The organism is Orenia metallireducens (assembly GCF_001693735.1).
Taxonomy (GTDB): domain Bacteria; phylum Bacillota; class Halanaerobiia; order Halobacteroidales; family Halobacteroidaceae; genus Orenia; species Orenia metallireducens.
Window position 1 is genome coordinate 80,162 of sequence record NZ_LWDV01000007.1, and the last position, 23,571, is coordinate 103,732.

25 protein-coding genes are annotated in these 23,571 nt (G+C 32.0%); 3 read left to right on the forward strand and 22 right to left on the reverse strand.

Going from position 1 to position 23,571, the window contains the following annotated elements; translation table 11 throughout:
- Positions 1-42: 42 nt before the first annotated feature.
- Positions 43-372 carry a hypothetical protein gene (locus tag U472_RS03215; protein WP_068715461.1) on the reverse strand — a complete coding sequence of 110 codons (330 nt, stop codon included), beginning with the start codon at positions 370-372 and terminating at the stop codon, positions 43-45.
- A gap of 172 nt (positions 373-544) precedes the next feature.
- Between U472_RS03215 and U472_RS03220 the strand changes: the two genes are divergently transcribed.
- On the forward strand, positions 545-1,102 hold the full coding sequence (locus U472_RS03220) for a peptidoglycan-binding protein (protein ID WP_068715462.1): 558 nt from the start codon (positions 545-547) through the stop codon (positions 1,100-1,102).
- 231 nt (positions 1,103-1,333) lie between these two features.
- Here U472_RS03220 and U472_RS03225 read toward each other — a convergent pair whose 3' ends face one another.
- The 9 genes from U472_RS03225 to U472_RS03260 form a co-directional block, all read right to left on the reverse strand.
- A complete protein-coding gene (locus U472_RS03225; protein WP_068715464.1) occupies positions 1,334-1,618 on the reverse strand; it encodes a hypothetical protein in 285 nt (94 codons plus the stop codon).
- Between the two features lie 174 nt (positions 1,619-1,792).
- The gene (locus U472_RS03230; RefSeq protein ID WP_068715466.1) at positions 1,793-2,173 is read right to left on the reverse strand and encodes a hypothetical protein; all 381 of its coding nucleotides are present in this window, start codon (positions 2,171-2,173) and stop codon (positions 1,793-1,795) included.
- Positions 2,170-2,400, reverse strand: coding sequence for a hypothetical protein (locus tag U472_RS03235; protein ID WP_068715468.1), 231 nt, complete (start codon positions 2,398-2,400; stop codon positions 2,170-2,172). Before U472_RS03235 ends, U472_RS03230 begins: the two co-directional genes overlap by 4 nt.
- Before the next feature lie 49 nt (positions 2,401-2,449).
- Entirely contained in the window at positions 2,450-2,698 is a 249-nt protein-coding gene (locus U472_RS03240) for a hypothetical protein (RefSeq protein ID WP_141677931.1), read from the reverse strand.
- Positions 2,699-2,815: 117 nt separating this feature from the next.
- Positions 2,816-3,229, reverse strand: coding sequence for a hypothetical protein (locus U472_RS03245; protein ID WP_068715472.1), 414 nt, complete (start codon positions 3,227-3,229; stop codon positions 2,816-2,818).
- A gap of 3 nt (positions 3,230-3,232) precedes the next feature.
- Positions 3,233-3,424, reverse strand: a complete 192-nt coding sequence (locus U472_RS03250) for a hypothetical protein (protein ID WP_068715474.1) — start codon at positions 3,422-3,424, stop codon at positions 3,233-3,235.
- A gap of 2 nt (positions 3,425-3,426) precedes the next feature.
- The gene (locus U472_RS16700; protein WP_176714101.1) at positions 3,427-3,603 is read right to left on the reverse strand and encodes a helix-turn-helix domain-containing protein; all 177 of its coding nucleotides are present in this window, start codon (positions 3,601-3,603) and stop codon (positions 3,427-3,429) included.
- Between the two features lie 157 nt (positions 3,604-3,760).
- Entirely contained in the window at positions 3,761-4,168 is a 408-nt protein-coding gene (locus U472_RS03255; RefSeq protein ID WP_068715476.1) for a hypothetical protein, read from the reverse strand.
- A gap of 200 nt (positions 4,169-4,368) precedes the next feature.
- Positions 4,369-5,355, reverse strand: coding sequence for a hypothetical protein (locus tag U472_RS03260; RefSeq protein ID WP_068715478.1), 987 nt, complete (start codon positions 5,353-5,355; stop codon positions 4,369-4,371).
- Between the two features lie 471 nt (positions 5,356-5,826).
- On the opposite strand from U472_RS03260, the gene U472_RS03265 reads away from it, so the two are divergent.
- Entirely contained in the window at positions 5,827-6,177 is a 351-nt protein-coding gene (locus U472_RS03265) for a hypothetical protein (protein WP_068715480.1), read from the forward strand.
- Between the two features lie 696 nt (positions 6,178-6,873).
- Here the strand turns inward: U472_RS03265 and U472_RS03275 are convergent.
- The 5 genes from U472_RS03275 to U472_RS03295 all read right to left on the reverse strand — a co-directional run bounded on the left by U472_RS03275 (position 6,874) and on the right by U472_RS03295 (position 15,453).
- The gene (locus U472_RS03275) at positions 6,874-10,203 is read right to left on the reverse strand and encodes a DEAD/DEAH box helicase family protein (RefSeq protein WP_068715482.1); all 3,330 of its coding nucleotides are present in this window, start codon (positions 10,201-10,203) and stop codon (positions 6,874-6,876) included.
- Positions 10,204-10,460: 257 nt separating this feature from the next.
- Positions 10,461-10,829, reverse strand: coding sequence for an endonuclease domain-containing protein (locus U472_RS03280; RefSeq protein ID WP_068715484.1), 369 nt, complete (start codon positions 10,827-10,829; stop codon positions 10,461-10,463).
- A 447-nt stretch (positions 10,830-11,276) separates the two neighbouring features.
- The gene (locus tag U472_RS03285) at positions 11,277-12,467 is read right to left on the reverse strand and encodes a restriction endonuclease subunit S (protein ID WP_068715486.1); all 1,191 of its coding nucleotides are present in this window, start codon (positions 12,465-12,467) and stop codon (positions 11,277-11,279) included.
- Positions 12,467-13,921, reverse strand: coding sequence for a type I restriction-modification system subunit M (locus tag U472_RS03290; protein ID WP_068715488.1), 1,455 nt, complete (start codon positions 13,919-13,921; stop codon positions 12,467-12,469). The genes U472_RS03285 and U472_RS03290 overlap by 1 nt, the downstream gene beginning before the upstream one ends.
- Positions 13,922-14,316: 395 nt before the next feature.
- Positions 14,317-15,453: a pyridoxal-phosphate-dependent aminotransferase family protein gene (locus tag U472_RS03295; protein WP_141677932.1), complete on the reverse strand. Its 1,137-nt coding sequence runs from the start codon at positions 15,451-15,453 to the stop codon at positions 14,317-14,319.
- Between the two features lie 219 nt (positions 15,454-15,672).
- Between U472_RS03295 and U472_RS16705 the strand changes: the two genes are divergently transcribed.
- The gene (locus tag U472_RS16705) at positions 15,673-15,843 is read left to right on the forward strand and encodes a hypothetical protein (protein ID WP_176714102.1); all 171 of its coding nucleotides are present in this window, start codon (positions 15,673-15,675) and stop codon (positions 15,841-15,843) included.
- Here U472_RS16705 and U472_RS17505 read toward each other — a convergent pair.
- The 7 genes from U472_RS17505 to U472_RS03325 form a co-directional block, all read right to left on the reverse strand.
- Positions 15,812-15,934: a hypothetical protein gene (locus U472_RS17505; RefSeq protein ID WP_342672720.1), complete on the reverse strand. Its 123-nt coding sequence runs from the start codon at positions 15,932-15,934 to the stop codon at positions 15,812-15,814. The two genes, U472_RS16705 and U472_RS17505, sit on opposite strands and share 32 nt — an antisense overlap.
- Positions 15,934-16,170, reverse strand: coding sequence for a YgjP-like metallopeptidase domain-containing protein (locus tag U472_RS03300; protein ID WP_068715492.1), 237 nt, complete (start codon positions 16,168-16,170; stop codon positions 15,934-15,936). The genes U472_RS17505 and U472_RS03300 overlap by 1 nt, the downstream gene beginning before the upstream one ends.
- A gap of 98 nt (positions 16,171-16,268) precedes the next feature.
- The gene (locus U472_RS03305) at positions 16,269-17,606 is read right to left on the reverse strand and encodes a SpoIIE family protein phosphatase (RefSeq protein WP_068715494.1); all 1,338 of its coding nucleotides are present in this window, start codon (positions 17,604-17,606) and stop codon (positions 16,269-16,271) included.
- A 111-nt stretch (positions 17,607-17,717) separates the two neighbouring features.
- Entirely contained in the window at positions 17,718-18,149 is a 432-nt protein-coding gene (locus tag U472_RS03310) for an ATP-binding protein (protein WP_176714103.1), read from the reverse strand.
- Between the two features lie 316 nt (positions 18,150-18,465).
- Positions 18,466-20,571, reverse strand: coding sequence for a glycogen debranching protein GlgX (gene glgX, locus U472_RS03315; protein ID WP_068715498.1), 2,106 nt, complete (start codon positions 20,569-20,571; stop codon positions 18,466-18,468).
- 3 nt (positions 20,572-20,574) lie between these two features.
- Positions 20,575-20,916: an STAS domain-containing protein gene (locus U472_RS03320; protein ID WP_068715500.1), complete on the reverse strand. Its 342-nt coding sequence runs from the start codon at positions 20,914-20,916 to the stop codon at positions 20,575-20,577.
- Between the two features lie 469 nt (positions 20,917-21,385).
- Complete coding sequence (locus tag U472_RS03325) at positions 21,386-23,425, reverse strand: PAS domain-containing sensor histidine kinase (RefSeq protein WP_068715502.1); 2,040 nt, start codon at positions 23,423-23,425, stop codon at positions 21,386-21,388.
- Positions 23,426-23,571 lie beyond the last annotated feature (146 nt).

The window sequence follows — 23,571 nt, forward strand, 5'->3', positions numbered from 1 at the left end:
AATGAGGTAGGGAATTTTATTTCCCTACTTTTTAATTTATTGTTACCTTATATAAATCCAAGATATATCCTTGATTTCCTTTTCATCATTAGTCCTACAATTCTTTACTTCTCCTTCATCTTCTAATTGCTTTAATAATTTATATACTTCTTCCATTTTCAACTTATTTAAAACATTCTCCTTAATATCTTTAGTTCTAAAAATATTATTGTTTGCAATTAAATAATCAATTATCTTATCTTTATTTTTTTGTACTTTATCTTTCTTATACCCTCCATTTATCAGCTTCTTTAAAGGTTCACCTATTAAAACACCTATAAGAACACTAATAATATTAGTTATAATTAAAGTTATTAAATTAATATCTTTCATTCCTACCCCTCCTAAACAAAATCTTATTATTAAATAACTTCTCTAAATAAGCTTGTAATACCTTCTATATTTACTTTAAGAAGAATTTTTTATAATTTATTTGAAGGTAAAAAAATAGTTTTATGTAAATTACATATATACTATATAACATAAGGAGGAGTAATAAATAATTATGACTTTTAAAAACAAAGCTACTAAATCAAAATTCAATTTAATTTTATTAATTATAGTTTTAATTTTTACTGTTACAAGTAATATATATGCACATTCTGGTAGAACAGATTCTAACGGAGGACATTATGTTAGAAGTAAAGGAACAGGATATCCTGTGGGTTCTTATCACTATCATAATTCAGGTTATTCAAATAATTCGACTAATATATCATCACTATTAAAAGATAATGAACCTACTAATAGTAATAATTATAAGCAACAATTATTAAAAATTGATTACTATAAGGCTTTAAAATTTTATATTCTCAACTATACTAATGATGAAGTTGAGTTGTTGCAAAAAGCTTTAAATCAATTAGGTTATAATTGTGGAGAAATAGATGGTTTTATTGGAAAAAGAACAATTTCATCTGTTGTTAAATTTCAAGAAAAGAATGAATTACAAGTCGATGGAATGGCAGGTAAACAAGTGAAAGAGGTATTAGCATCATTATCTAACTTATATAAAGAATCAATAAATAGTAACAATATTAACTCTAAAAACGCTGTAAATTGACTTTAAAGCCCTACAACCTCCTGTTAAGAAGTTATAGGGCTTTATTTATATATTTTAAATACAGAATTTGAAGGTTTTTAACTTATGGGTGTCTTCCTTTTTCCTGTCCAATATTATCTGACTAAATCAATATTGCCTGTGGTTCTTACTTATAAGCTAATGAATTTAATCACCCCCTTAAAATTGATTATTAATTATCTTTTAAAAAGCAATTGCCTTTACCATATGGTTTCAATTACTGTCTTCATTATAGACCTTAACCCTAAAAAAACTTAATTGAGTTTCTACTTTTCCATTCCTTAATTGCCCTGTTCCTGAAGCAATTACTTCTTTTTTAGCTTCTACATCAAGCCCATTACTTGAAAATTCAACTTCTACCTTTGAAGATACATCATTATGATTTATTAGATTGATAATTATTTCATTGTAATTCTTACAAATAAACCACTCACTAACCTTATTATCACTTAAAGGTATATCAATACTATTATGTGTAATTATAGTTTCTGTTCTCATTTAATCACCTCCTTAATTAGTTCTATATTCCCTTCTCAATGCTTCAATATCTTTCTTAAAACCTTCTATAAGTTGCTTTAATTCTTCAATTTCCTTAATCATATAATCACCCTTTCAAGATATATAAAAAGAAGCTTCCCCCCTCTAAATAGTTAACAGTTAAACCCCTAAAAATTAGTTGTTCACTTTTTCCCTATCTTGAAGCAAAAGCTTCTTTTCTTCTAATTTAGTTTCTATCATAAAATTAATATAGTCATTAATCCAATCATCACTATTTAAAAGTAATTCCTCTGTTTCCTGTTCTCCTTCTTGCCTTGCCTTCTCAATATATTTATTAACTAATTTAACTTTTAAAGCTTCCCTATCCTCTCTAAATACCTTTAATTCCTTGTCGCTTATATCTTTATCTAATAATCTAATAGTGGGCTTTATAATGGCTTCTGTAAGGTCATTTAAGAGGTCATTGAATACTTTACTATCATTAGTGTTCTTATTGCCTTTAAGCCTTTCAGAAGCCTGTTTAATTAGTTTCTGTGCCTGTCTGCTTACTCTCATTGTCCTAACAACTCTTTTAGTTCCTGCATGGTTTTAGTCTGCTCTTTATAGGCTTCAAGTTCCTTCTCTTTATATTCATACTCTGATTTTACTTTTAAATTATAAGTTCCTGCCTTTGCTATATCCTTTAATATTTCACCTGTCTTTACATCAATCTTTTTAGACTTAATCTGTTCTGCTAAATCCTCTAAAAAGCTTGATATATCTTCATGTGTCTTTAGTTTCATTGTCCTTACACCTCCAAACTAATAAAAGGGTTGTTGCCGCACAACCCCCCTACATTTTCAATTGTCCTATAAACTTATCCCAAAACTTGTCTTCTTCTGTGGTTCTATTTACTTTATCGTGATGTTCTTTTATTTGTTGCTCTTTCCATTTATCGTATTCTTCCTTGTCATAAGGCTTTAGACTTATTTCGTCTGTGCTTTGTTCTAACCTTTTTAATAATTCTATTTCCAAAGGTTCTTCTGTGGTGTATTCTCCCTGTGTCCTCTTTTCATTAGGTCTAAATTGTATTCCTTTCATTATCTGCCCTCTGTTCTTCCTTGTAAGCTTCTTAACCCCTCTTATATAGCTTTTAGTATCTACATAGTAATAAGGATTATAAGAATAGAATTTCATTTAATCACCCTTTCTAATAGCTTAAATTAAGCCTTCTTTTTTAAGTTCTTCAACAAGTGCCTTTTTCTTGGCTTCTGCTAATACTTCTTTTACTTCATCACTCTGTAAATAGTTTGCTTTAGTCTTTTCAAGTTGATTTAATTTCTTTTCAAGCTTCTTCATTTTACTGTGTTCGTCTGATTGTTTAAGCAATAACATTGTTTTTACTTGTTGCCTACTGTCAAACTTAACTACTTTGTGATTTTTAGCTTCTTCCATTTTCTCTTTTTCTAAAGCCTGATAGTCCTTTGTTACCTGTTCTAATTCCTTTTTAGTTTCTTCAATCTCATTATTCAATTCTGATAATTCAATATTCTGTGTATCTGTTTCAACTCCTGAAAACTTTGCCCTCAACATTTCTAACACCTTTTTATTATTCTCTGTTGATTTACTCATAATTTAACACTCTCCCTTTTCTTCTTTTAGTAGTTTTAAGAATAATTCACTCATTTGGTCTTTAGTTACATTTTGATTTTTTCTTTTCTTACTACCTTTGATTAAAATATCCATGTGCTTCTTTAAGTCCATATCTTTGTAAGTTTCATAACCATTATGATTATTTATTAACTTGTCAGTAACATCAACTAACACAACTATTCCCCCTTTGTGCTTTCCTTAATGAAGTTAATTAATGATTTTAAATTTATCCTGATTGCATTACCAAACTTAACACTTTTCAACTGTTTATTTTCAATATATTTGTAAACTGTCTTATCTGAAATATTTAAACTGTCTGCAACTTCCTTTACAGTTAGGAATACACTATCCAAAACTGTCCACCTCCTTATTAGTGGGGTCTTAACTTTTTCTTTCTTCTCTACCCCTTCTATTATGTAGGTGGTTAAGGTAGGGTAAATATCACAAAAAATAAAAAAAATTATATCAGTTCCCCCTGTTGCTTAATTACTGATATAATTCATTTATTCTTTATTCTTCCTCTGATAAATAACTTGTAGCTTCTTCATGTCCGTGATTTTTAGCTTCTAATAATTCACCTTTACTTAAATCTGATATATTCCACTCTTTCCTGTCGCTTCTCTTGGTTCTTCTGTAAAATTGATGTTTATTCAAATAAGGCTTATCGAACCCATACTTTTCTTGTGTGTTGCTTGTTTTATAAGGGTCATTTGCCCTATAATACTCTTTATCTTCTTTCCATAAATAAATGTCTGTTAGGTCTTCATCATTTATTACATTCTCTTGATTAAGTTGGGTCAATATTTCCCATTCTTCCTGTTCTGCTAACCCCTGTAATATTCTTGTTTTAGCACTACTTTCTCTATAATATGCTTTATGCTTTCTTAATTCCTCCTTAATTTCTTCATATCCCTTCATAATTAACACCCTTCCTTTAAATTATTTTATGATTTAGTGATAATTTAAAGGATTTAACCACCTATATAGTATAGGATTTGTCTTTCATTCCCCCTGAAAGATTAAATCCTCCATTATTTCCTTAAATAATAATTTTTTTCACCCTTTCAACTACCTTCATTAAGTGGTTTTATACTACTTGATGAAGGTCTTTTTTACTTTTAATATACTTTATCTACTGTCTGATGTCTTGGGTCATTCTTTAATCTTTCTTTTTCCTTTTTCTTTTCTTCAAGTCTTAAATCTTCTTGAACCCAATGAACCACTTGATTAATGATAAAGTCTTGTTTTAATCCAAATAAAGTTGGTTTTGGGTATTTTATATCTTTGAAATGAAAATCATATCTATCTGAATATTTTTTTAATATACTAACTATCAATTTAGTTTCCACACCATTATTAATAAATAGGTTTTGGGCTATATTGATATTAGAATTATTAACCTGTGTTGTTTCATTAACTAACTCTTTGAATAATAAAACAATTTCCCTTGCAGTTAATTCTTTATCAACTTCAACCTTCTTCATCACTTCTTTAATTTCTTTAGAATAATTAGTTCTATTTACCCCTTCTTCTCTACTATTAGGTGTAATTATATTCACCTTATATCTGTTCTGTTGTGTTACTAAATCACCTAACCCTTGAATACTTTCTAATACAGTTATTAAAGCAGTTCCTTGAATACTTGTCCTTTTTAATTTAGCAATAATATCTGTAATGGTTCTTTTACTTCTTCCTATACATTCCCCTAAGTATTCCCTTTTAGGATTAACAAACTTATCTTTGTTACCTTGTAACTTATAAAGTATTAAATATAGCACTTTATCCCTGCTATTTAGGTCTTTGTGTTCTAATATAGGCAATGGTATTCTTGTATAATTCCCCTGCCCCCTGACCTTTTTAAAGTCCTTATATGGCTTTATAGAACCTTCCACCTGTTCAATATATCCTTTATCCTCTAACCTCTTTAAACAGGCAGGAATTAAAGCATTATTAACACCTGTCAATTTACTTAATTTAGTGTTTACTATCTTATCTTCATTCTTGAACCAATCCAACCCACTATATACCATTTTATCATTGAATTTTAATTCTTTATCTTCCAATACTTCATTAGGTATAATTACCCAACTTTCTGCCTTAATCATAATTTAATCAACCCTTTCATAGTTAATTTTTAATATCCTGCTATACTCTTTTTAATATCTTGCTATACACCCCCAAAAAAATTTTTATTATTCTGCTATACCCTTTTTAATTTCCTGCCTTCTTAATAATACTCTTATAATACTAATTAAAAATAGTTCTAATAATAAGTAAAGCTATTGTGAAGTAATTATAATTAATTAACTAATAACTAAAGAAGTATATATAAGAGTATAAAGAGGGAAAGACTTATTTCGCCCACCTATTCAAATTAAATAAACAATGTCGGGACTGGGCTTGGCTTCTTTTAGTTCAATAGGAAGGGCTTGTCTTTTATCCCTTCACTATATTATTAGTCGATTTAGGTAAAAAAGTTCAGTTTTATTTTAAATTTCTTGCTATACTTAAATAAAAAATTAATTGAATAAAACATTTATTTTTTTCATAAATATTTGTTAGGAGGTGATATATATATGAAACAGAATAAGAGTTTCAAGCAATTTTTTAAAGATTATATGCAATTTACATTAGAATCATCAAAACCAAGATGTCCTTCATGTAAAAGTAATAATTGTAATGAAAGTAACGCACTTAAATTTATTTTTACCGTATTGTTAACTATAATAATTTGCTTTGCCCTCTTAATACTAAATCAAACTATTTTATTATATTTATCTTTAATTGGAGGAACTATTTTGGTTGCAAAACAAAGAAAAACTTTTGTTTGTAATGACTGTGGATATGAATGGATACCCTCAATTAAAGATGTAAAGCCACTTGAAGAATCTTTAAGTGAAACATTTGATAGATATAAAAATAATTGATTAAATAAAAAGAGAAGCAAAAGGCTTTTAGCTCCTGCCCTCTGCTTCTCACATTTAACAAATGTAATACATTTAATACATGTTATATTCTAATGTCGCACCTAACAACTTTAGGAATAACTATACTTCCTAATGTCAAACTTATTCCCTTTTCAATCCTTCCAATTATACTTCTTTAGCACAAAACACCCTGTCTTCCTATGATAACCCACTATGTCTTATGGTCTAAACCCTTGTTATTGCAGGTGTCCTTACCCTATGGTGTATGTATGAACAACTATATAAAACTAAAAGAGTTATATATTATAATTAAAAATAATTTCAAATTAAATAGAGGTATATTTTAATTAATATCGTATATATTAATTAAGAGTAATCCAATGGACAAAAACTTAAAAATCCAGTTGGCAAGAACGGAATATCAATGATTAGAGAGGTTTGGCAGACGCGTTGGATTCAAAATCCAATGGTCCTCGTGGCCTTGTGGGTTCGAGTCCCACCTTCGGTACCACTTAATTTAATAACACAAACATAAGAACTCTGAATCCCTTGTAATTACTAGGATTTCAGAGGTTTTTTATTTTTTAATATTCTTTATAAAATTATGGCTCACCAACATTTTGCAGGCAAGCCAATTGAGATTATACATTTTAGGTTTTATACAGTTTAAAGAATAATAAATTTAGTCTATTAGCTTTACATTACATTCATTGCATTATTATTTATTTCATCAATAATATCCACAATTTTTCTGATACTTTTAGTAGGAAACAATTGAGTTATACTACCAATAGACCGAAAGGGTTCCTCTTGTAAAACCTTTTTATCCCTTATCAATCCATTTTCCACAACATAGTCTACAATCTTTTTAACAAATCTAATCTGTTTACTATCTAAATTCTCATCATTTAGAAATTGTGAAAAAGCCCTATTAGCTGCTTTTTGATCTAATCCAATAATCTCCCTAACCAATACTGCAAGGGGAGTATCTCCAAATTCCTTTTGATAATCTTCTTTTGTCCCAACTTCATTCCATAGTATCTTCTCTAATTGTATAAAGTCCTGTTCAGTTAACTTCTTATTAGCCTTTAACTTATGAATTGATATATAATTTTGATGCTCTTTTATATATCTATCAACCTTATCCCGATAATTCTCTAAATTACTAGTTGTAAACTTTCCTGAACTCTCTTTAGTTTCAAGTACTTGCTCAGTAAAGTTGGTATAATATATCTTAGTCTCCTTCTTTTCAATAAACTTAATCAGATCTCTCAAAGCTTCTCGTACTTCTTCATAATCATTAATATCCGCTTTAGACCAAAAATCATCTCTTTTTATCTGCTCAATAACTTCCCTCTGCTCTAACACTTGAGGAATTGTTCCAATTTTGGACAGTGAGTTGGCTGTTTTAATGACATTTGTCTTAGCTCTGCTGGCATTGTTACCTACTAAATCTGCTAATTCAATTGTCAACATCAGATAATCAAATCTTTTTGCCATCTCATCATCTTGAATAGGTTTAATTAAAGGTGTAATAAACTCTTTAATCTCTTGCACATCAATATCACCTAGTTTATTCCAATTCTTCTTATCTTCAAACTTGACTACATAACGTAAGTTCTGTTTGACCCTAAAATCAGCTCGATTTAGATTAATAACCTCTCCTACTAACTGTGAGATTAAATTCTTTCTATAATTAATATACTTATCTTCTTGATAATCTAGATGTTGCAGCTCTTTAACTAGATTAACCTTAGTATTAAATATCTTCTCTGTTAAACTTGAAGTATTTCTGACCTCTTTACCTTCGGCATTGACCCTAAAGAATTCAAAGTTATTTCCAAAATCAAAGATTAAGAATCGCTCTTTATCTTGACCTACCCCAAATAAATCTTCACAAAGTCTAGTTCCTCTACCTATCATCTGCCAGAACTTTGCCTTAGATCTTACCTTCTTAAAGAATACTAAGTTTACAATTTCAGGAACATCTATTCCTGTATCCATCATATCAACAGAAACAGCTATCTGAGGTAAGCTATTCTTTACTCCAAATTGCTCTATTAAATCTTGAGAATAGTTTACATGATTATCGATAACTCTAGCAAAGTCGCCCTTATACTCTGGATATAAAGCATTGAATCGTTCTACAATCTTGACTGCATGCCTATGATTTCTAGCAAAGATAATAGTCTTACCTAATTTATCTCCACCTTCTACCTTAATCCCTTTCTCCATCAACATAGTTATTACTTTATCTATAGTATCTTCATTGTAGAGCCAGCTATTGATGGCATCATTGGAGATAAAATCAGGCATTTCATCATCAAAGGTCTCTTCATATTTCTCTTTATCTTCATCACTTAATTCATCATAGCTGATTCCTTCTTCTAAAAATTTAAGCTTAGTTTCTACCAAATCAAAGTAGACTAGGTACTTATCATTTACTGCTTGCTCTAGCTCATAGGCATAGGTTGGTACATGGTCTTCTAAGTTAAAGATTTCATAGGTGTTCTTATCTAGATCACTTTTTGGTGTAGCAGTTAATCCGATTAAGAGTGCATCAAAATAATCGAAGATAGCCTGATATTTCTTGTAAATACTACGGTGAGATTCGTCAACTATAATCAGATCAAAGTGCCCTACTGTAAATAACTTCTTCCCATCCTTAGTCTTTGCTTCATCAATGGCATTCATCATTGTTGGATAGGTTGAAAAGACTATTCTACTCTCAGGATTGTCTTTGTCATCTACTAGATTACATAGGGACATATTAGGTAATAAGTTGTTGAAGTTCTTCTTAGCCTGTTTGACTAAGGCTGTTCTATCAGCTAAAAAGAGTATATTCTTGACCCAATTATGGCGTGATAGCACATCTACTATAGAGATAGATGTCCTTGTCTTTCCACTTCCTGTAGCCATTACGAGTAATGCTCTTCTATCTCCCTTTGTGAACTCTTCACAAACTGCTTTAATGGCTTCCTTCTGATAATAACGGTTACTTATCTCATCTTTAATCTCTATTTTATCTAAGGGTACCTTGGTCGTTCTTCTATCAACCATTAGCTGTAGCTGGTCTTTAGTATAAAAGCCTGATACTCTACGTTCTGGATAATTCGTATCGTCCCAAATATAAGTCTCAAAGCCATTGGTATAGAAGATAACTGGACGCTGTCCAAACTCCTGCTCTAAGCAGTCTGCATATAGTTTTGCCTGCTGTTTACCATCTTTAGGATCTTTGGTAGTTCGTTTGGCTTCTACTACAGCTAGGGGCTTACCATTAGCTCCAAAGAGTAGATAATCGACATAGCCTATCCCTGCATTATTAGGCATTCCCTTGACCTGATACTCCTCGATACAGTCATCTCCAAAAGTCCAATCTGCCTCTTTAAGATATAGATCGATATATCGCTTTCTAGTTTCAGCTTCTGTGATATTATCAATCTCAAAGTCTTTAGCTTCTAATTTCTCTTCTCTAGCCTGTCTCAGCTCTGCTCTTAGTTTTTCATTTTCAGAAATTATATCCTGTAACTTCTCATCCTTATCACCTAATTGGTCATATAGCTTTTTTAGTTCCTCTTGAGTAGTCTTTCTTTGCTGACCTGTTGCTAATATACTCTCATCAAATTCAGCCTCAATATAATCTGATGAGTAACAATAGCCTATCCACGATACAAATTGGTGTAAGTTTCTTAAAGATAATACAGCCTCTTCACGGCTGACCTGATTATTGGTATGTGCCGATAGATTCCCTAAGCTAACAATGTATTTAATCAAAGGAAATAACTCTGATGTTAGTATCTCCTTAAAAGTTCTATTATGAATTAAGCTTGATAGGTTATCACGGTAAGGAATCTCAAGATAATCATCAAAGCTGTAGACCCATTTGACTGCCAATTCTAAAGCTCTACGAGCCAAAATAGCTGTAGTCGGTGGACTGACTGCTATACTCCTTTCTGCATCTAAACAGGCTTTAGCAAAGCTCTGAAAGTGTTTATTATTCTCTAGAAATGAAAAGTTAGAAGACATCTACTACACCCCTTCTCTGTGAGTGTGAGTGAAAAGAAATATATCATACTCACCCTTTTATTGATAAATTTTTATATAATGTCATTATTTGATATTATTATAGCATAATTTCAACAATTAAAAAAGCCACAGGTTAAAAAACCTGTGGCATCAAAACATCATCCTTACACACCTAACCCCTCTTCTATTCTTAGGAGAGGAAAAAACCAAGAATAATTCATTCTATCTTTTTTGATAATATAGAGGGTCATTATTAATCACCTTTTATCTGAAATATAATCTTTTAACTTTGCTAATACAGTATCTATATCTTCTAATACCTCTTTATTTCTAAATCTTACTACTTTAATACCTAAACTATTAATAAATTCTGTTCTTACCTTATCATATTCTCTATTCTCCTTTCTAAAGTGGATTAATCCATCTATCTCGACTACCAAATTCAACTCAGGACAATAGAAATCTACTATGTACTCTCCTATACTATATTGTCTTCGGAATTTTAACTCCATAAACTTTCTACCTCTTAACCTATTCCAGGTTATTTTCTCGGCTTCGGTCTCTTTCTGTCTTAGACTTCTTCGTTTCTCTTTTGTCTTATTCTTATTAAAGATTCTATCTGTCATGGTTCACCTCTCTTAACTTCTTTTTAAGTTATTATAACCATAACAAAAAATCTCACACCTCATCTCTAAAACATCACACCTCATCCCTAACCCCTCTCCTACTCTTAAGAGAGGGAATAAAAACAAAATAAAAATAAAAATTCCCCCTCTCATTAGTCAAGGAGAGGGGGATTAAGGGGGGAGGTGGGTTCTCTCTAAAACATCACATCACACCTCACCCTAGCCCTCTCCTACTCTTAGGAGAGGGAACAAAAGCAAAACAAAAATAAGTATTTCCCCTCTCATTAGTCAAGGAGAGGGGACTAAGGGGTGAGGTGTGTTCTTTCTAAAACATCACACCTCATCCCTAACCCTTCTCCTAATCTTAGGAGAAGGGAACAAAAACAAAATAAAAAAATTCCCCCTCTCATTAGTCAAGGAGAGGGGGCTAGGGGGTGAGGTGTGCCTTTAAAACAACTCTCCCTTAAATGCCTTCTGCATAATACTATTGAAATTATTCTCCATCTCAGCTAAACTCTCTTCTAGGATTTTCCGTTTCTCTTCGGTAGCTTCTACTATTTGGGCGAATTTGTTTTGTAGTTCTAGTGGTGCAATCGGAAATTTAGTATTTAATAATTTTTTTTGAGAAATATTTAGCATTGAGCCACTACTACCAGTAGCTTTTCTAGTTAAACGGTGTCTATATCTTTCATTTCTTAATAGATAGACAAAATAATAGGAATTTATTATTTCTCTATCCAATATAATTTTCCACAGCTTATCAGGCAAAAATAAATCTGTATAATCATCATCAACAATACACGTAGCAGCTACTAATTCTCTAGTATTTGCTCTACTAAATAAAACATCTCCTTTTAATGGATGTACTAAATCTTTCTTAATTTTTTCTTTATCTACAACTTTATATTCATCCTTTAAAAATTTACCTGTTGTAACAGAACTTATCTTCAAAACACCTATTTCATTTTCTTTTTTTTGTCTACTTTCTCCTCCTATACTCCATCCAGCTCTAATATCATTAATAAAATAATTCATTTTTTCAACTTGCCACTCATTAGGATTAGTTGCTGGATCACCAAACATATCCAAAAACACACTCTCCACAAACTCATCTAACTTCTCTATCTGCTCTTTTCGTTTATCAATCAATTCCTGAGCCTTATCTAAAGCATCAGCAATCTTCTGTTGAATTTCTATTGGTGGCATAGGAATTTCAATCTTTGAAAACCTAGTTTTATTAATAATATTTACCGTAGTTGAACTAGCTCTTAATTCCATAACTGGTTTCATTCTTGTTAAGGCATAGGCACCATATTTATAATAAACTTTGTCTTCATCAAAAACTACAGAATTTATCTGTTGATTTGTTACTAGTTTTCGTTCTGCAATTCCAAGTTTACCTAAAGAACCAATACAACAGACCATTATTGCATTTTTAGGCAATAGTCTTGCTTTTTCTAATCCTTTTTCTGTTATATAATCGTCAGAATCATTAACATATTTTACTGTATCATCTGATAATTGAGCAGGAGTTATAAAAGGTATATCTCCACCTTCCCAATACTCTTTATTTTTCTTACGCGGAGTGCTTCCAGTTATAATCTCTGCAACATCCCCTAACTTAACCTTCTCCCACATCACCCAATCATCCCTTTTAACTCAGCCAACCCACTCATAATCTCCTCTTCCAACTCTTCTATCTTCTCGATTATCACCTTAGGCTCTTCATATTGAATCTCTTCATACTCTATCTCCTTATAACGATTGATACTCAAATCATACTTCATCTCTTTAATCTCTGACTTTGGTACTAAGAAGGATTTATCTGTTCTTTCATTGCCCTCTTCCTCAGCCAAGTTATTAAAACGTTCTAGGATATCAGGAATATCATTCTCCTCAATAGGCTGGCGTTTATCATCTAGAGAATAACCATCGGCTTTCATATCATAGAACCAGACCTTGTCAGTCCCTCCTGCATTGGTCTTGGTGAAGATAATAATTGCTGTTGAGACACCAGCATAGGGCTTGAAGACTCCACTAGGCATAGAGATAATCGCTTCTAACTTCTGATTCTCTACCAACTCTTTACGGATAGCCTTATGTGCTCTAGAGCTTCCAAATAAGACTCCATCAGGAACGATAGAAGCACATCTTCCTCCTACCTTGAGTATTCGAGTGAATAGTGAGAGAAATAATAGTTCAGTCTTCTTAGTCTTAGTTAATTTAAGTAGATCATCTGCTACTACATCATAATCTAGCGAACCCTTAAAGGGAGGATTAGCTAAAATTAGTGAGTATTCCTCTCTATCCTCATTTAGCTCTGATAAAGAGTCACGATACTCGATATTAGGATTATCGATACCATGGAGCATCATATTCATTGCACCAATTCTCAGCATAGTTCTATCCATATCATAACCATAGAACATACTATTGTTGAAGTGATCTTTCTTATCTTTATCTAGGAATAAGTCCTCGTGCTTCTCTCGTAAATATTCAGAAGCAGCTACAAGAAAACCACTAGAACCAGCAGCAGGATCGACTATCTTATCCTCTGGTGTTGGCTTCATCAGCTTAACCATCATCTCGATAATATGGCGGGGTGTTCTAAACTGTCCATTCTTACCTGCTGTAGCAATCTTCGATAATAGATACTCGTATAAGTCACCTTTGGTATCCCTATCCTGCATTGGGATACTATCAAGACCTGTGACTACCTTCTCTAACATCTTCGGTGTAGGTATCATGAAGATAGCATCACTCATATACTTGCTATAAGCTGACTCTTTGTCATTATGTAAATTCTTAATAAAAGGAAATACTCCTTCAGCCATTACCTGATACATCTGCTCTGCTTCCATATTTTTAAATTGGCTCCATCTTAGTTGTTGCTTCTCCTCTGGGAAGGTTCTCTTAAAGTCAATTCCTAATAATGAAGCCTCCTTCTCCTTAATCGTCTCCGCCTCATCCAATCCTTTGATGAATAATAAATATGTAATCTGTTCAATTACAGATAGTGGATTGGTAATTCCACCTGTCCAAAAAGTCTCCCATATCTTATCTACCTTGTTCTTCAACTCTCCTGTTATCATAAATAGCCTCCTTAAATTAACTATTGCTAAATAAAGCACCTACTCGATAAGTAGATGCCCTTAATAATTCAAAACTATATAATTTTCTATCTCATTATATTAGAAATTATTAGGTTTTGCAAACCTAGGAATTCCCTTTTTAAAATAAATTGAAGCTTCGCTATCACTTAATTTAATAACACAACCATAAAAATTCTGAGTCCCTATGGTTATTAGGATTTCAGAGATTTTTATTTTTTGTTATTTTAATCAAAAGTACAGTTCCTGTCTAACTATATAGATTGAATTAAAGTTTTTCATTGAGCATTTATTAGTGTATATCTGTGTTAATTCGTGGCTAAATAATTTTCTTATATTCTTTGAAAAATTATCCACCGTCTCTAAAGATACATAGTTTACTTAATAGCTGAAACGAATGTTCTATCTAACTCTCCCTTTAACTCAACTCCTAAGCTACGTAAGGTTAAATCAAGAGCCTTTAAGGTTAAATAAAGCTTCTCTTCATAGCAGTTCTCACCCATATGACCAATTCGAATTACCTTATCCTGCAAGAACCCAAAGGCTCCAGTTATCATAATATTATGTTCCTTTAACATCTTATCGTAGATATCATGATAAGTAACTCCTTTGGGTATACTAATAGTCGTAACAGTATTTGAGAAACCCTCTAGAGGATATAACTTCAACCCTCCACTAACTAAACTCTCTCTAACTCCATTGGCTAGCTTAGCATGCCTAGCAATTGGGTTATCCTCCTCTAGCCATCTATCTACTGCTACCCTCAAGCCATAGATATCACTGATAGGTTGGGTATAGGGAAACCACTGCTTCTCATACCAATCCTTCCAATTAGCTAAGTTACAATAGAAACTAGCAATTGGTGTCTTTCTATTTAAGATTACTTTCCAAGCAGCTTGGCTTATACTTAAAAAAGTTAATCCTGGAGGAGCTGATAAACACTTCTGGGAGCCACCTAAAACAATATCCATTCCCCACTCATCTGTCTCTAATCTCTCACCACCGATAGCTGAAACAGAATCAACCACTGTAATAATTCCATACCTCTTCAATAAAGGGCAGATTTGGTCTACTGGATTGGTTATTCCTGAAGGTGTCTCGCAATGTACTAGAGTAGCAGCTTTGAAATCATGATTTTCCTCTAAAAACAACTCTAATTCCTGTGGATCGATAGCTTTACGATAATTGGTTTTAAAATACCTTACTTCAGCTCCATACATCTTAGCAAAGTCACCAAATCCATTACCAAAAATTCCATTATCGATACATAAGACCTTATCTCCAGGTTCAATTAGTGAAGCACAAGCAGCCTCAAGCCCTAATATCCCCTCACCACTTAAAATAAGTACTTGATTTTCAGTATTCAATAAATTCTGTAGCTTTATGCAAGTATCCTGATAATACTCATAAAAATCGGGGTCTATATCTGGATTGGTTATTGGATTAGATAAGGCTTTTCTTACCTCCTCATCAACATAGGTTGGACCTGGTGTCATAATTAATGGTCCTTTCACTGTTATCATCCTTTCTAATATTTAATCTTTTCACTATAAGATAATACCTAAAACTAGTTTCTTTAGTATATCATCATAATTATAACCATTATACCAAATATAATCCAAAGCATCTATTCTGTTTTTGGCAAGAAACAGAGAAATAAATTGACTTACCTAAATAGAGGATAAATTATACAATTAAAAGTAGCCAATAATATAATCAGGAGGAATCCCATAATGAATGAAGAGACATTTTTAACCTTAAAAAGATGGTTTGATAAATATGTCAGTACTTACTCCTTCCCTAATCCTAGCGGTCAAACTAATATCGATTTAAAAATTGAGCATACCTATAAAGTTGTTGAATTAATAACTACTATAGCAGAAGAGCTACTCTCAGAAGAATAACTATATTCATCTTTCCTAAATCCCAAGTATGGAGCCATCCATTTCTTAAAGCCTTGGTAGTAGCCTCTGGCTTCTTAAAGTACCCCTTCATTACATTATCTCCTTGTACAGCAATCTCTCCAACCTCTCCTCTAGTAACTTCTGTTTTCTTATTATCCATTCTGCCTTACTTTCAACAATCTTCTTTATTTTATCCTTAGCTAAGTATCTTGGAACTCTAACTATAACACCTTGCTTGAGATCTACTATAATTCCTATAGTCTTTCTCCTATTACTTCTAACTACCTTATATTCTATACCTATATTACCTATTTGTAATAATTCCATCAATTCCACCTCTAAATATCAATCTTTCCTCTCAGATGTAAATTGTAAAACCTCTAAATTCTATAGATATCTATAGAATTTAGAGGTTTAATCTAACTTCACTCTTTCTGATTTCTATTAAATTTTAAGACTAACATGGTCACATCATCAAAGAGATATGAACCTTGAGTAAATCTATCAAGGTCTTCTTTGACTACTTCTTCAATATTATATACATTCTTATCCTCTATTTCAGAGATAACCTTCTGTAATCTATTACTACCATACTGCTCTTTGTTCTCATTTCTTGACTCAATCACTCCATCGGTATACAAAAAGACAACATCATCAGGTTTAAGATTTAAGCTTCCCTTCTGATATTCAAACTCTTCTGTTATACCAAGGATAAAGGTATCATTAGATTTGATATAACCACACTCTCCATTATCTGCTCGGCAGATTAAAGGTGCATTATGCCCAGCATTAGCATATTCAAGCTCTCCTGTCTTTAAATCCAATATACCTATAAAAGCAGTTACAAAGATAAATTCATCATTATCTTTACAAAGGGCATTGTTGACATTATATAATATCTCTTCAGCAGAGATATTTCTCAAAGCTTCATTCTTAATTAAAGTCTTAGTTATTACCATAAATAATGCAGCTGGAACACCATTGCCTGCAACATCTCCAATCACAAAGCAGAATTTATCATCATTAATAAAGAAGAAATCATAAAAATCTCCTCCTACGTTACGGGCAGGTTCCATACTAGCAAAGATTTCAAATTCATTTCTATCAGGAAAAGGAGGAAAGATTCTAGGAAGCATACTGGCTTGAATCTTACTTGCTACCTGTAATTCACTCTCTATCTTCTCTTTGGCTGCTGATGTCTCTTCTAGCTTCTTTAGATTCTGATAAGAGCGTAATGAAGTCATTATAGTAGTATATAACTTCTTAGAGGTCAGCTCAGTCTTCTCCTTATAGTCATTAATATCATAATCCTTAATGACATCCTTTTCTGGAGCCTGTCCAGGTTGTCCAGTTCTTAATATAATCTGAACCAACTTGTTTTGAAGCACTTCCCTAATATATTTAACTACCTCTAGACCAGAATTCTCATTCTCCATCACAACATCCAATAAAACAACTGCTATATCAGAATGTTCATTTAGCAATTCTTTTGCCTCAGCTTCTGAATAAGCATTGATAAAACTCATATCTCTTCCTTCAAATGTGAAGTCATCTAGTACAATGCGAGTTATCTTATGGACTTCTTCTTCATCATCTACAATTAATATCTTCCAAGGAGGCAATTCGTTTTCCAAAGACTCCTCTCCATCTTGAAAAGCAAATATTATCTCATCCTTATCTCCCGATTCAAACAAGAGCTCATCCTCGGAAGTGCTTTTGTCATCTTCAAAATCAAATAATATATTCTTATTATTTATCGCCAATACCTACACCCCCTAGTGAGTTTATGCGTAGAAACTATAAACTCACATTTACCTATAACTCCAAATTTGAAGGTCTTAACTAAAGTAGTTAACTTCCTCTTACTATTAAAATTATTCAATAAAAGTAGCAATTGATTTTGTCAAGATAAGAATATTCTTTCCATCTTCTCGATAATACTCGATTTTGTCCACTATACTTTTGATTATATAAATCCCTAGACCTCCAGCTTTCCTCTCTGATAAAGGAAGGGTCAAATCAGGGTCTTGATATTCAAGTATATTAAAGGCAATCCCTTCATCAATAAATTTCAAGATTATCTTCTTATCTTGACTATAGATATTACAGATTATCTCTATATCACCAACTTTATCAAAATCCTGATAAGCATAATTAATAATATTAACCAAAGCCTCTTCACAAACAATTCGTAACTTATATAATAATGTACTATCATATAAATCAAATCCCTTTACTTTATCCAACACATAATTAATCATTAAATCAAGATTTTTCATAGTTGCAGGTACTTTCAGGCTTGTCACATTAATCATCCCTTTTAAATATTAGAGCCAAAGAAAAATCCTATTAGCTTAATTAATTATATTGTCCTTGACTACCTTTAATGATAAAAAGTCATTTAATTCGCTCAACTTTGTGCCACTACTAAGGCCATATCTAAGCTATCTATTACACTTTCTTTAGTAAAGAATATTGTTCTAATACCCATAATAGGGATATACTCAACCCTTCTAGTAAAAAGATTATCTTATTAACTAATTCTCTATACTTCAGATTTAATTCTTTCAATAATTTAGGTGAACTAAAGGAATCTAAATGACCTGCTAAGATATTACAGCCTTACTTAGCAGTCAACAATATAATCGATCTAGCTCCTACTAATACCTCATTTTGATCTTCCAACTTCTTATGATTACCTTCATCCCACATATCTTGAGGAGGAATCATTCCAGTATTAGCAACTACATACCATTTCTTGCCCTCTGGTAACTCCGGCAACTCAAATCCATGTAACTCCCAATGCATATTTATAGCTGCATAAATAAATTCATCATCTTCTGTTCCATAATCTTCAGCCCCACCGGCAAACATAACTGCCATAGTAAGGGTAGATGATCCAAAATTAAAGTTCCAGGCTTTTTGACCATGCCAAGAAACCTCAGGATATCCACTAGAATTATAAGCAGTGCTGAACTGCTCTGCTCTTAAAACAGGGTGTTTCTTTCTAAATTCTATCATCTTCTTAAAGTAATCAAATATCTCTCGATTCTCTTCTAATAAATCCCAATTAAGCCACGAAATTTCATTATCCTGACAATAAGCATTATTATTCCCAAACTGAGTATTTCCAAACTCATCACCTGCCAAAAGCATAGGAACTCCACGACTCAATAATAGAATTGTAATAGCATTCTTAACCTGTTTTATCCGCTCTCTATTGATACTATAATCATCAGTTGGACCTTCATGTCCAAAGTTCCAACTATAATTCTCATCAGCACCATCTCGATTATTCTCTCCATTAGCATCATTGTGCTTTCTATTATAAGAGAATAAATCCATTAGAGTAAATCCATCATGGCAGGTGATGAAATTAACTGATGCCGTAGGACCTCTATCACTATAAAGGTCAGGTGAACCTTGAACCCTTTGTACTATTCTACCGACCATATCACCATTTCCCTTTAAAAATCTTCTAAGATCATCTCTATATTGACCATTCCACTCTGCCCATCGCCCCCAGGCTGGAAATGACCCTACCTGATATAAGCCACCTGCATCCCAGGCTTCTGCAATCAATTTACATTTTCCTAATACAGGATCATGTGCTAGCGCTTCCAATAAAGGTGGATTGACCATTGGTGCTCCCTTTTGATCTCTAGATAAAATAGAAGCTAAGTCAAACCTAAACCCATCTATATGGTATTCCGCAGCCCAATATCTTAAACAATCAAGTATCATATTTCTAACGATAGGATTATTACAATTTAGAGTATTTCCACAGCCACTAAAGTTATAATAATACCCTTGTGGTGTCAATAAATAATATGTCTTATTATCTATTCCTCGATAAGAGATATAAGGTCCTTTCTCATTTCCTTCTGCTGTATGGTTAAAGACTACATCCAAAATAACCTCAATGCCATTTTTATGTAGCTCCTTAACTAGATTCTTTAACTCATCAACCTCCATACCATATTTTCCTGTTGCAGCATAACCCGCTTTTGGAGCAAAAAATCCTACAGCACTATATCCCCAATAATTCATTAGCCTTTCTCCTGTTACTTTTGAAATCCTAGAATGTTCAAATTCATCAAATTCAAATACAGGTAATAACTCTATACAGTTTATCCCCAACTTCTTTAAATAAGGTATCTTTTCTCTAATTGCTGCAAAGGTTCCAGGATACTTAACATCTGAAGAAGAATGTTTAGTAAAACCTCGTACATGGGTTTCATAAATGACTAAATCCTTCATATCTATCTCCAGAGGTCTATCTCCTTGCCAATCGAAATCATCAAAGATTATTCTAGAGCGATGTTGAAATTGATTATCCCAATCAGGCTCCTTTCCCCATACTTCTCTACCACCTATTGCTTTAGCATAAGGATCAAGTAGTATCTTTTCTTTATCAAACCAAAATCCTTCTCTAGGATCATAAGGACCATCCATTCTATAACCATACTCTATGTTCTCATAATCTATATCAAAGACCATCATAGTAAAGACATTTCCTATTCTAAATTCATCTGGAAATGGAATAATAGTAAAAGGTTCCTTTTCATGTTTCCTAAAGAGAACCAATTCACATGAAGTAGCATGCTTTGAAAATACTGAAAAGTTTACTCCTCCTGGTACTATTGTTGCCCCAAAGGGTAAAGCTTTCCCACGACGAATCTTGATACCATCATGTTCATGGGTAGGATAAGTATCTACACGTAACATATTTTACTCTCCTTTTTTCATATAATTTATTGCTTCATTAACTGTATTATAACTATTTAGTATATGGCTAAAGCCAGTTATATCCATAACATCCTTTACTTCTTCTGATAAGTTAGAAAGTACACCAAACCCCTCTACTGACTTCAGTTTTTTCGCAATTATTAAAAGTACTCTTAACCCGGCACTTGAAACATATTCACATTCACCCATATCAAATACCAATTTACTCTGATTTTTAATATAAGGCATAATATCATCTTCAACTTTACCCGCAGAGCTTCCATCAAAATCACCTATAAGCTTAATAACCTTTATATCTTCCTGATTATCAATCTTTATTTCCATTTATATTCACCTCTTTAAATTTTAAATAATACTCTATTTCTTAAACTATTATTTCTTAAATTTAGCAAAGTCTAATTTGATATTCTTCAAATATATGACGATATAAAAAGGTTGATTTATATCAAAGTTATATTGTTAATTTAATTTCAATATAGTAATTCTAGTTTTTCTACACTATTTCCTCTTTTCTTATTTTTGGCTTATCTACAATTTTATCCCTGTAGATAAAGTACATCATTGACTATATAATATCATAAATCTATTATCAATATAAATTAAAAATATGTTAAAAACAGATTAAACTTCATGTTGTACCAATATCTTTAATTTGTTTTTACATATAAATTTATATATATTTATTATAATTCTAATTAAAGTATACTAACAAGCCTTGTATTGAAAGCGCTTCTATGACTAAAATACAAAAATAATTATTCAATCCGATTTTATGATATTTATCATAACTAGTCTAATCTACCTCTTTGGGAATCTTAATTATAAAAGTAACTCCTTCACCTACCGTACTTTTACATTCAATATCCCCCTTTAATATATTATTTACTATATTATAGATTAGGTTTAAGCCCAGTCCAGTTCCACCTTGTCCTCGCTTTGTTGTAAAGAAAGGCTCAAAAATCTTATTTATATGCTCTTGAGGAAGCCCTTCCCCATCATCACTATATCTAAGCTCTATGGATTTCTCTTCCTCTAGCACCTCAATCTTTATCTGACCTTTATCTTTATCTTGAAAGCCATGAATTAGAGAGTTCATAACAAGATTTGTGATAATTTGAGAGAGTTCTCCAGGGTAATTATCTATCTCAAGGTCTTCATCACAACTAATCATAACCTTATGCTTTGTCTTTGATAACTTAGGTTTTAGGCTTATAATAATATCATCTAGATACTCTTTTACTTTAAACCTTCTTTTCTTATTATTTGTCTGGTCAACTGCCACCAATTTAAAATTATTAATCAGTTCTGAAGCATTATTTAAATTCTTTAAAGTCATCTCAGAGGATTCCCAAGCTAATTTTAAAAATTTCTCTAAATCTTTTCTCTTCATATTACCTTCTTTATAAAGTTCAATTAATGCTTTAGTCTTTTCAGCAAGATGGGATACAGCTGTCACCCCTATACCAACAGGAGTATTTATCTCATGGGATACTCCAGCCACCAACCTTCCTAAAGCAGCCATCTTCTCTGACTGCATTAAATGCTTCTGTGCTCTTCTTAGCTCTTTATCCCTAAGCTTCCGCTCTGTTATATCCCTTCCAAAGACTTCAAAGATAGGCTCATCTAAACTATCTACAAAGGTTACGCTTATCTCTAAGTCCTTAACCTCTCCATTTTTTAGGCGATATTTAGTCTCAAATCTATCCTTACCCTTCCTTCTAATCTCCTGTAATTGCTCCTTTAATTCCTTCTTATCTTTGCTGATATCTAAATCACTAATATTCATATTAATAGCCTCTAATAGAGAATAACCAAAAAGATTCATATAAGCTTCATTGATCTCTAAAATATCTCCTTCGATATTCATTACCCAGAACGCATCCATTGAAGTCTGTAAAATTGTATTTATTCTGTTATTCTGTTTACGCAATTCATCAACAAATTCTTTATTATCACAATATGCCTTCTCCAACTCCCGTTGCTTCTTCTTCCTTTCAGTAATATCCCTAGCAAAGACATTAAATATCGGCTCTTCTAAGCAAATATCCCCATCAACACAATCAATAAAAGTAATACTAATCTCTAAATCTCTTACTTCCCCATTCTTCAATCGGTATTTAGTCTCAAATCTATCTCTACCCTTCAACTTAATATAATCTGATTGTTCCTTAATCTCTTCTTGATTTTTACTAAAATCCAAATCCTTAATATTCAAATTCATATCTACTATTTCTGATGAGGTATAACCAAACAGATCTACAAAAGCTTCATTAGTATCTAAGATATCTCCCTTTGTATTCATTATCCAAAAAGCATCCATTGAGGTCTGTAAAATTACATTAGTTCTACTGTGATGTTTCCGTAATTCATTAAGTACCTCTTGATTGCCTCGATAAGCATTCTCTAATTCCCGTTGCTTATCCTTTCTTTCAGTAATATCCCGAGCAAAGACATTAAAGATTGGCTCTTCTAAACAATCTACAAAGGTAATACTTATCTCAAAGTCTTTAACTCTACCATCTTTTAAGCGATACTTGGTCTCAAATCTATCTCTACCAGTTCTTTGAATTGCTTTTAATTGCTCTTTTAACTCTTTTTGACTCTTAGTTATATCTAAATCACTAATATTCATCTTCATCAGTTCATCTAAGGAATAACCCAAGATTTCTACACTAAGTTTATTGCTCTCTAAGATCTCTCCATCAATATTCATTATCCAAAAGGCATCCATTGTGGACTGTAAAATAATATTCAATAGCTTAGATCTACTATCTAGATTAGTCAAAAAACCTTTCTCTATAGCTCTCTTTACTCGATTACTTAAAGTATCCATAGCTATCCCCCTTTATCTAGTAATTATTAACCGAATTCCACATATTTTTTATTTTTGAATTACTTTTAATCTATGGATAAACAACTTTAGAATGAAATATAAAACTAATCTACCTTACTCCTAGCTCCCTATGAGGAATATAATTC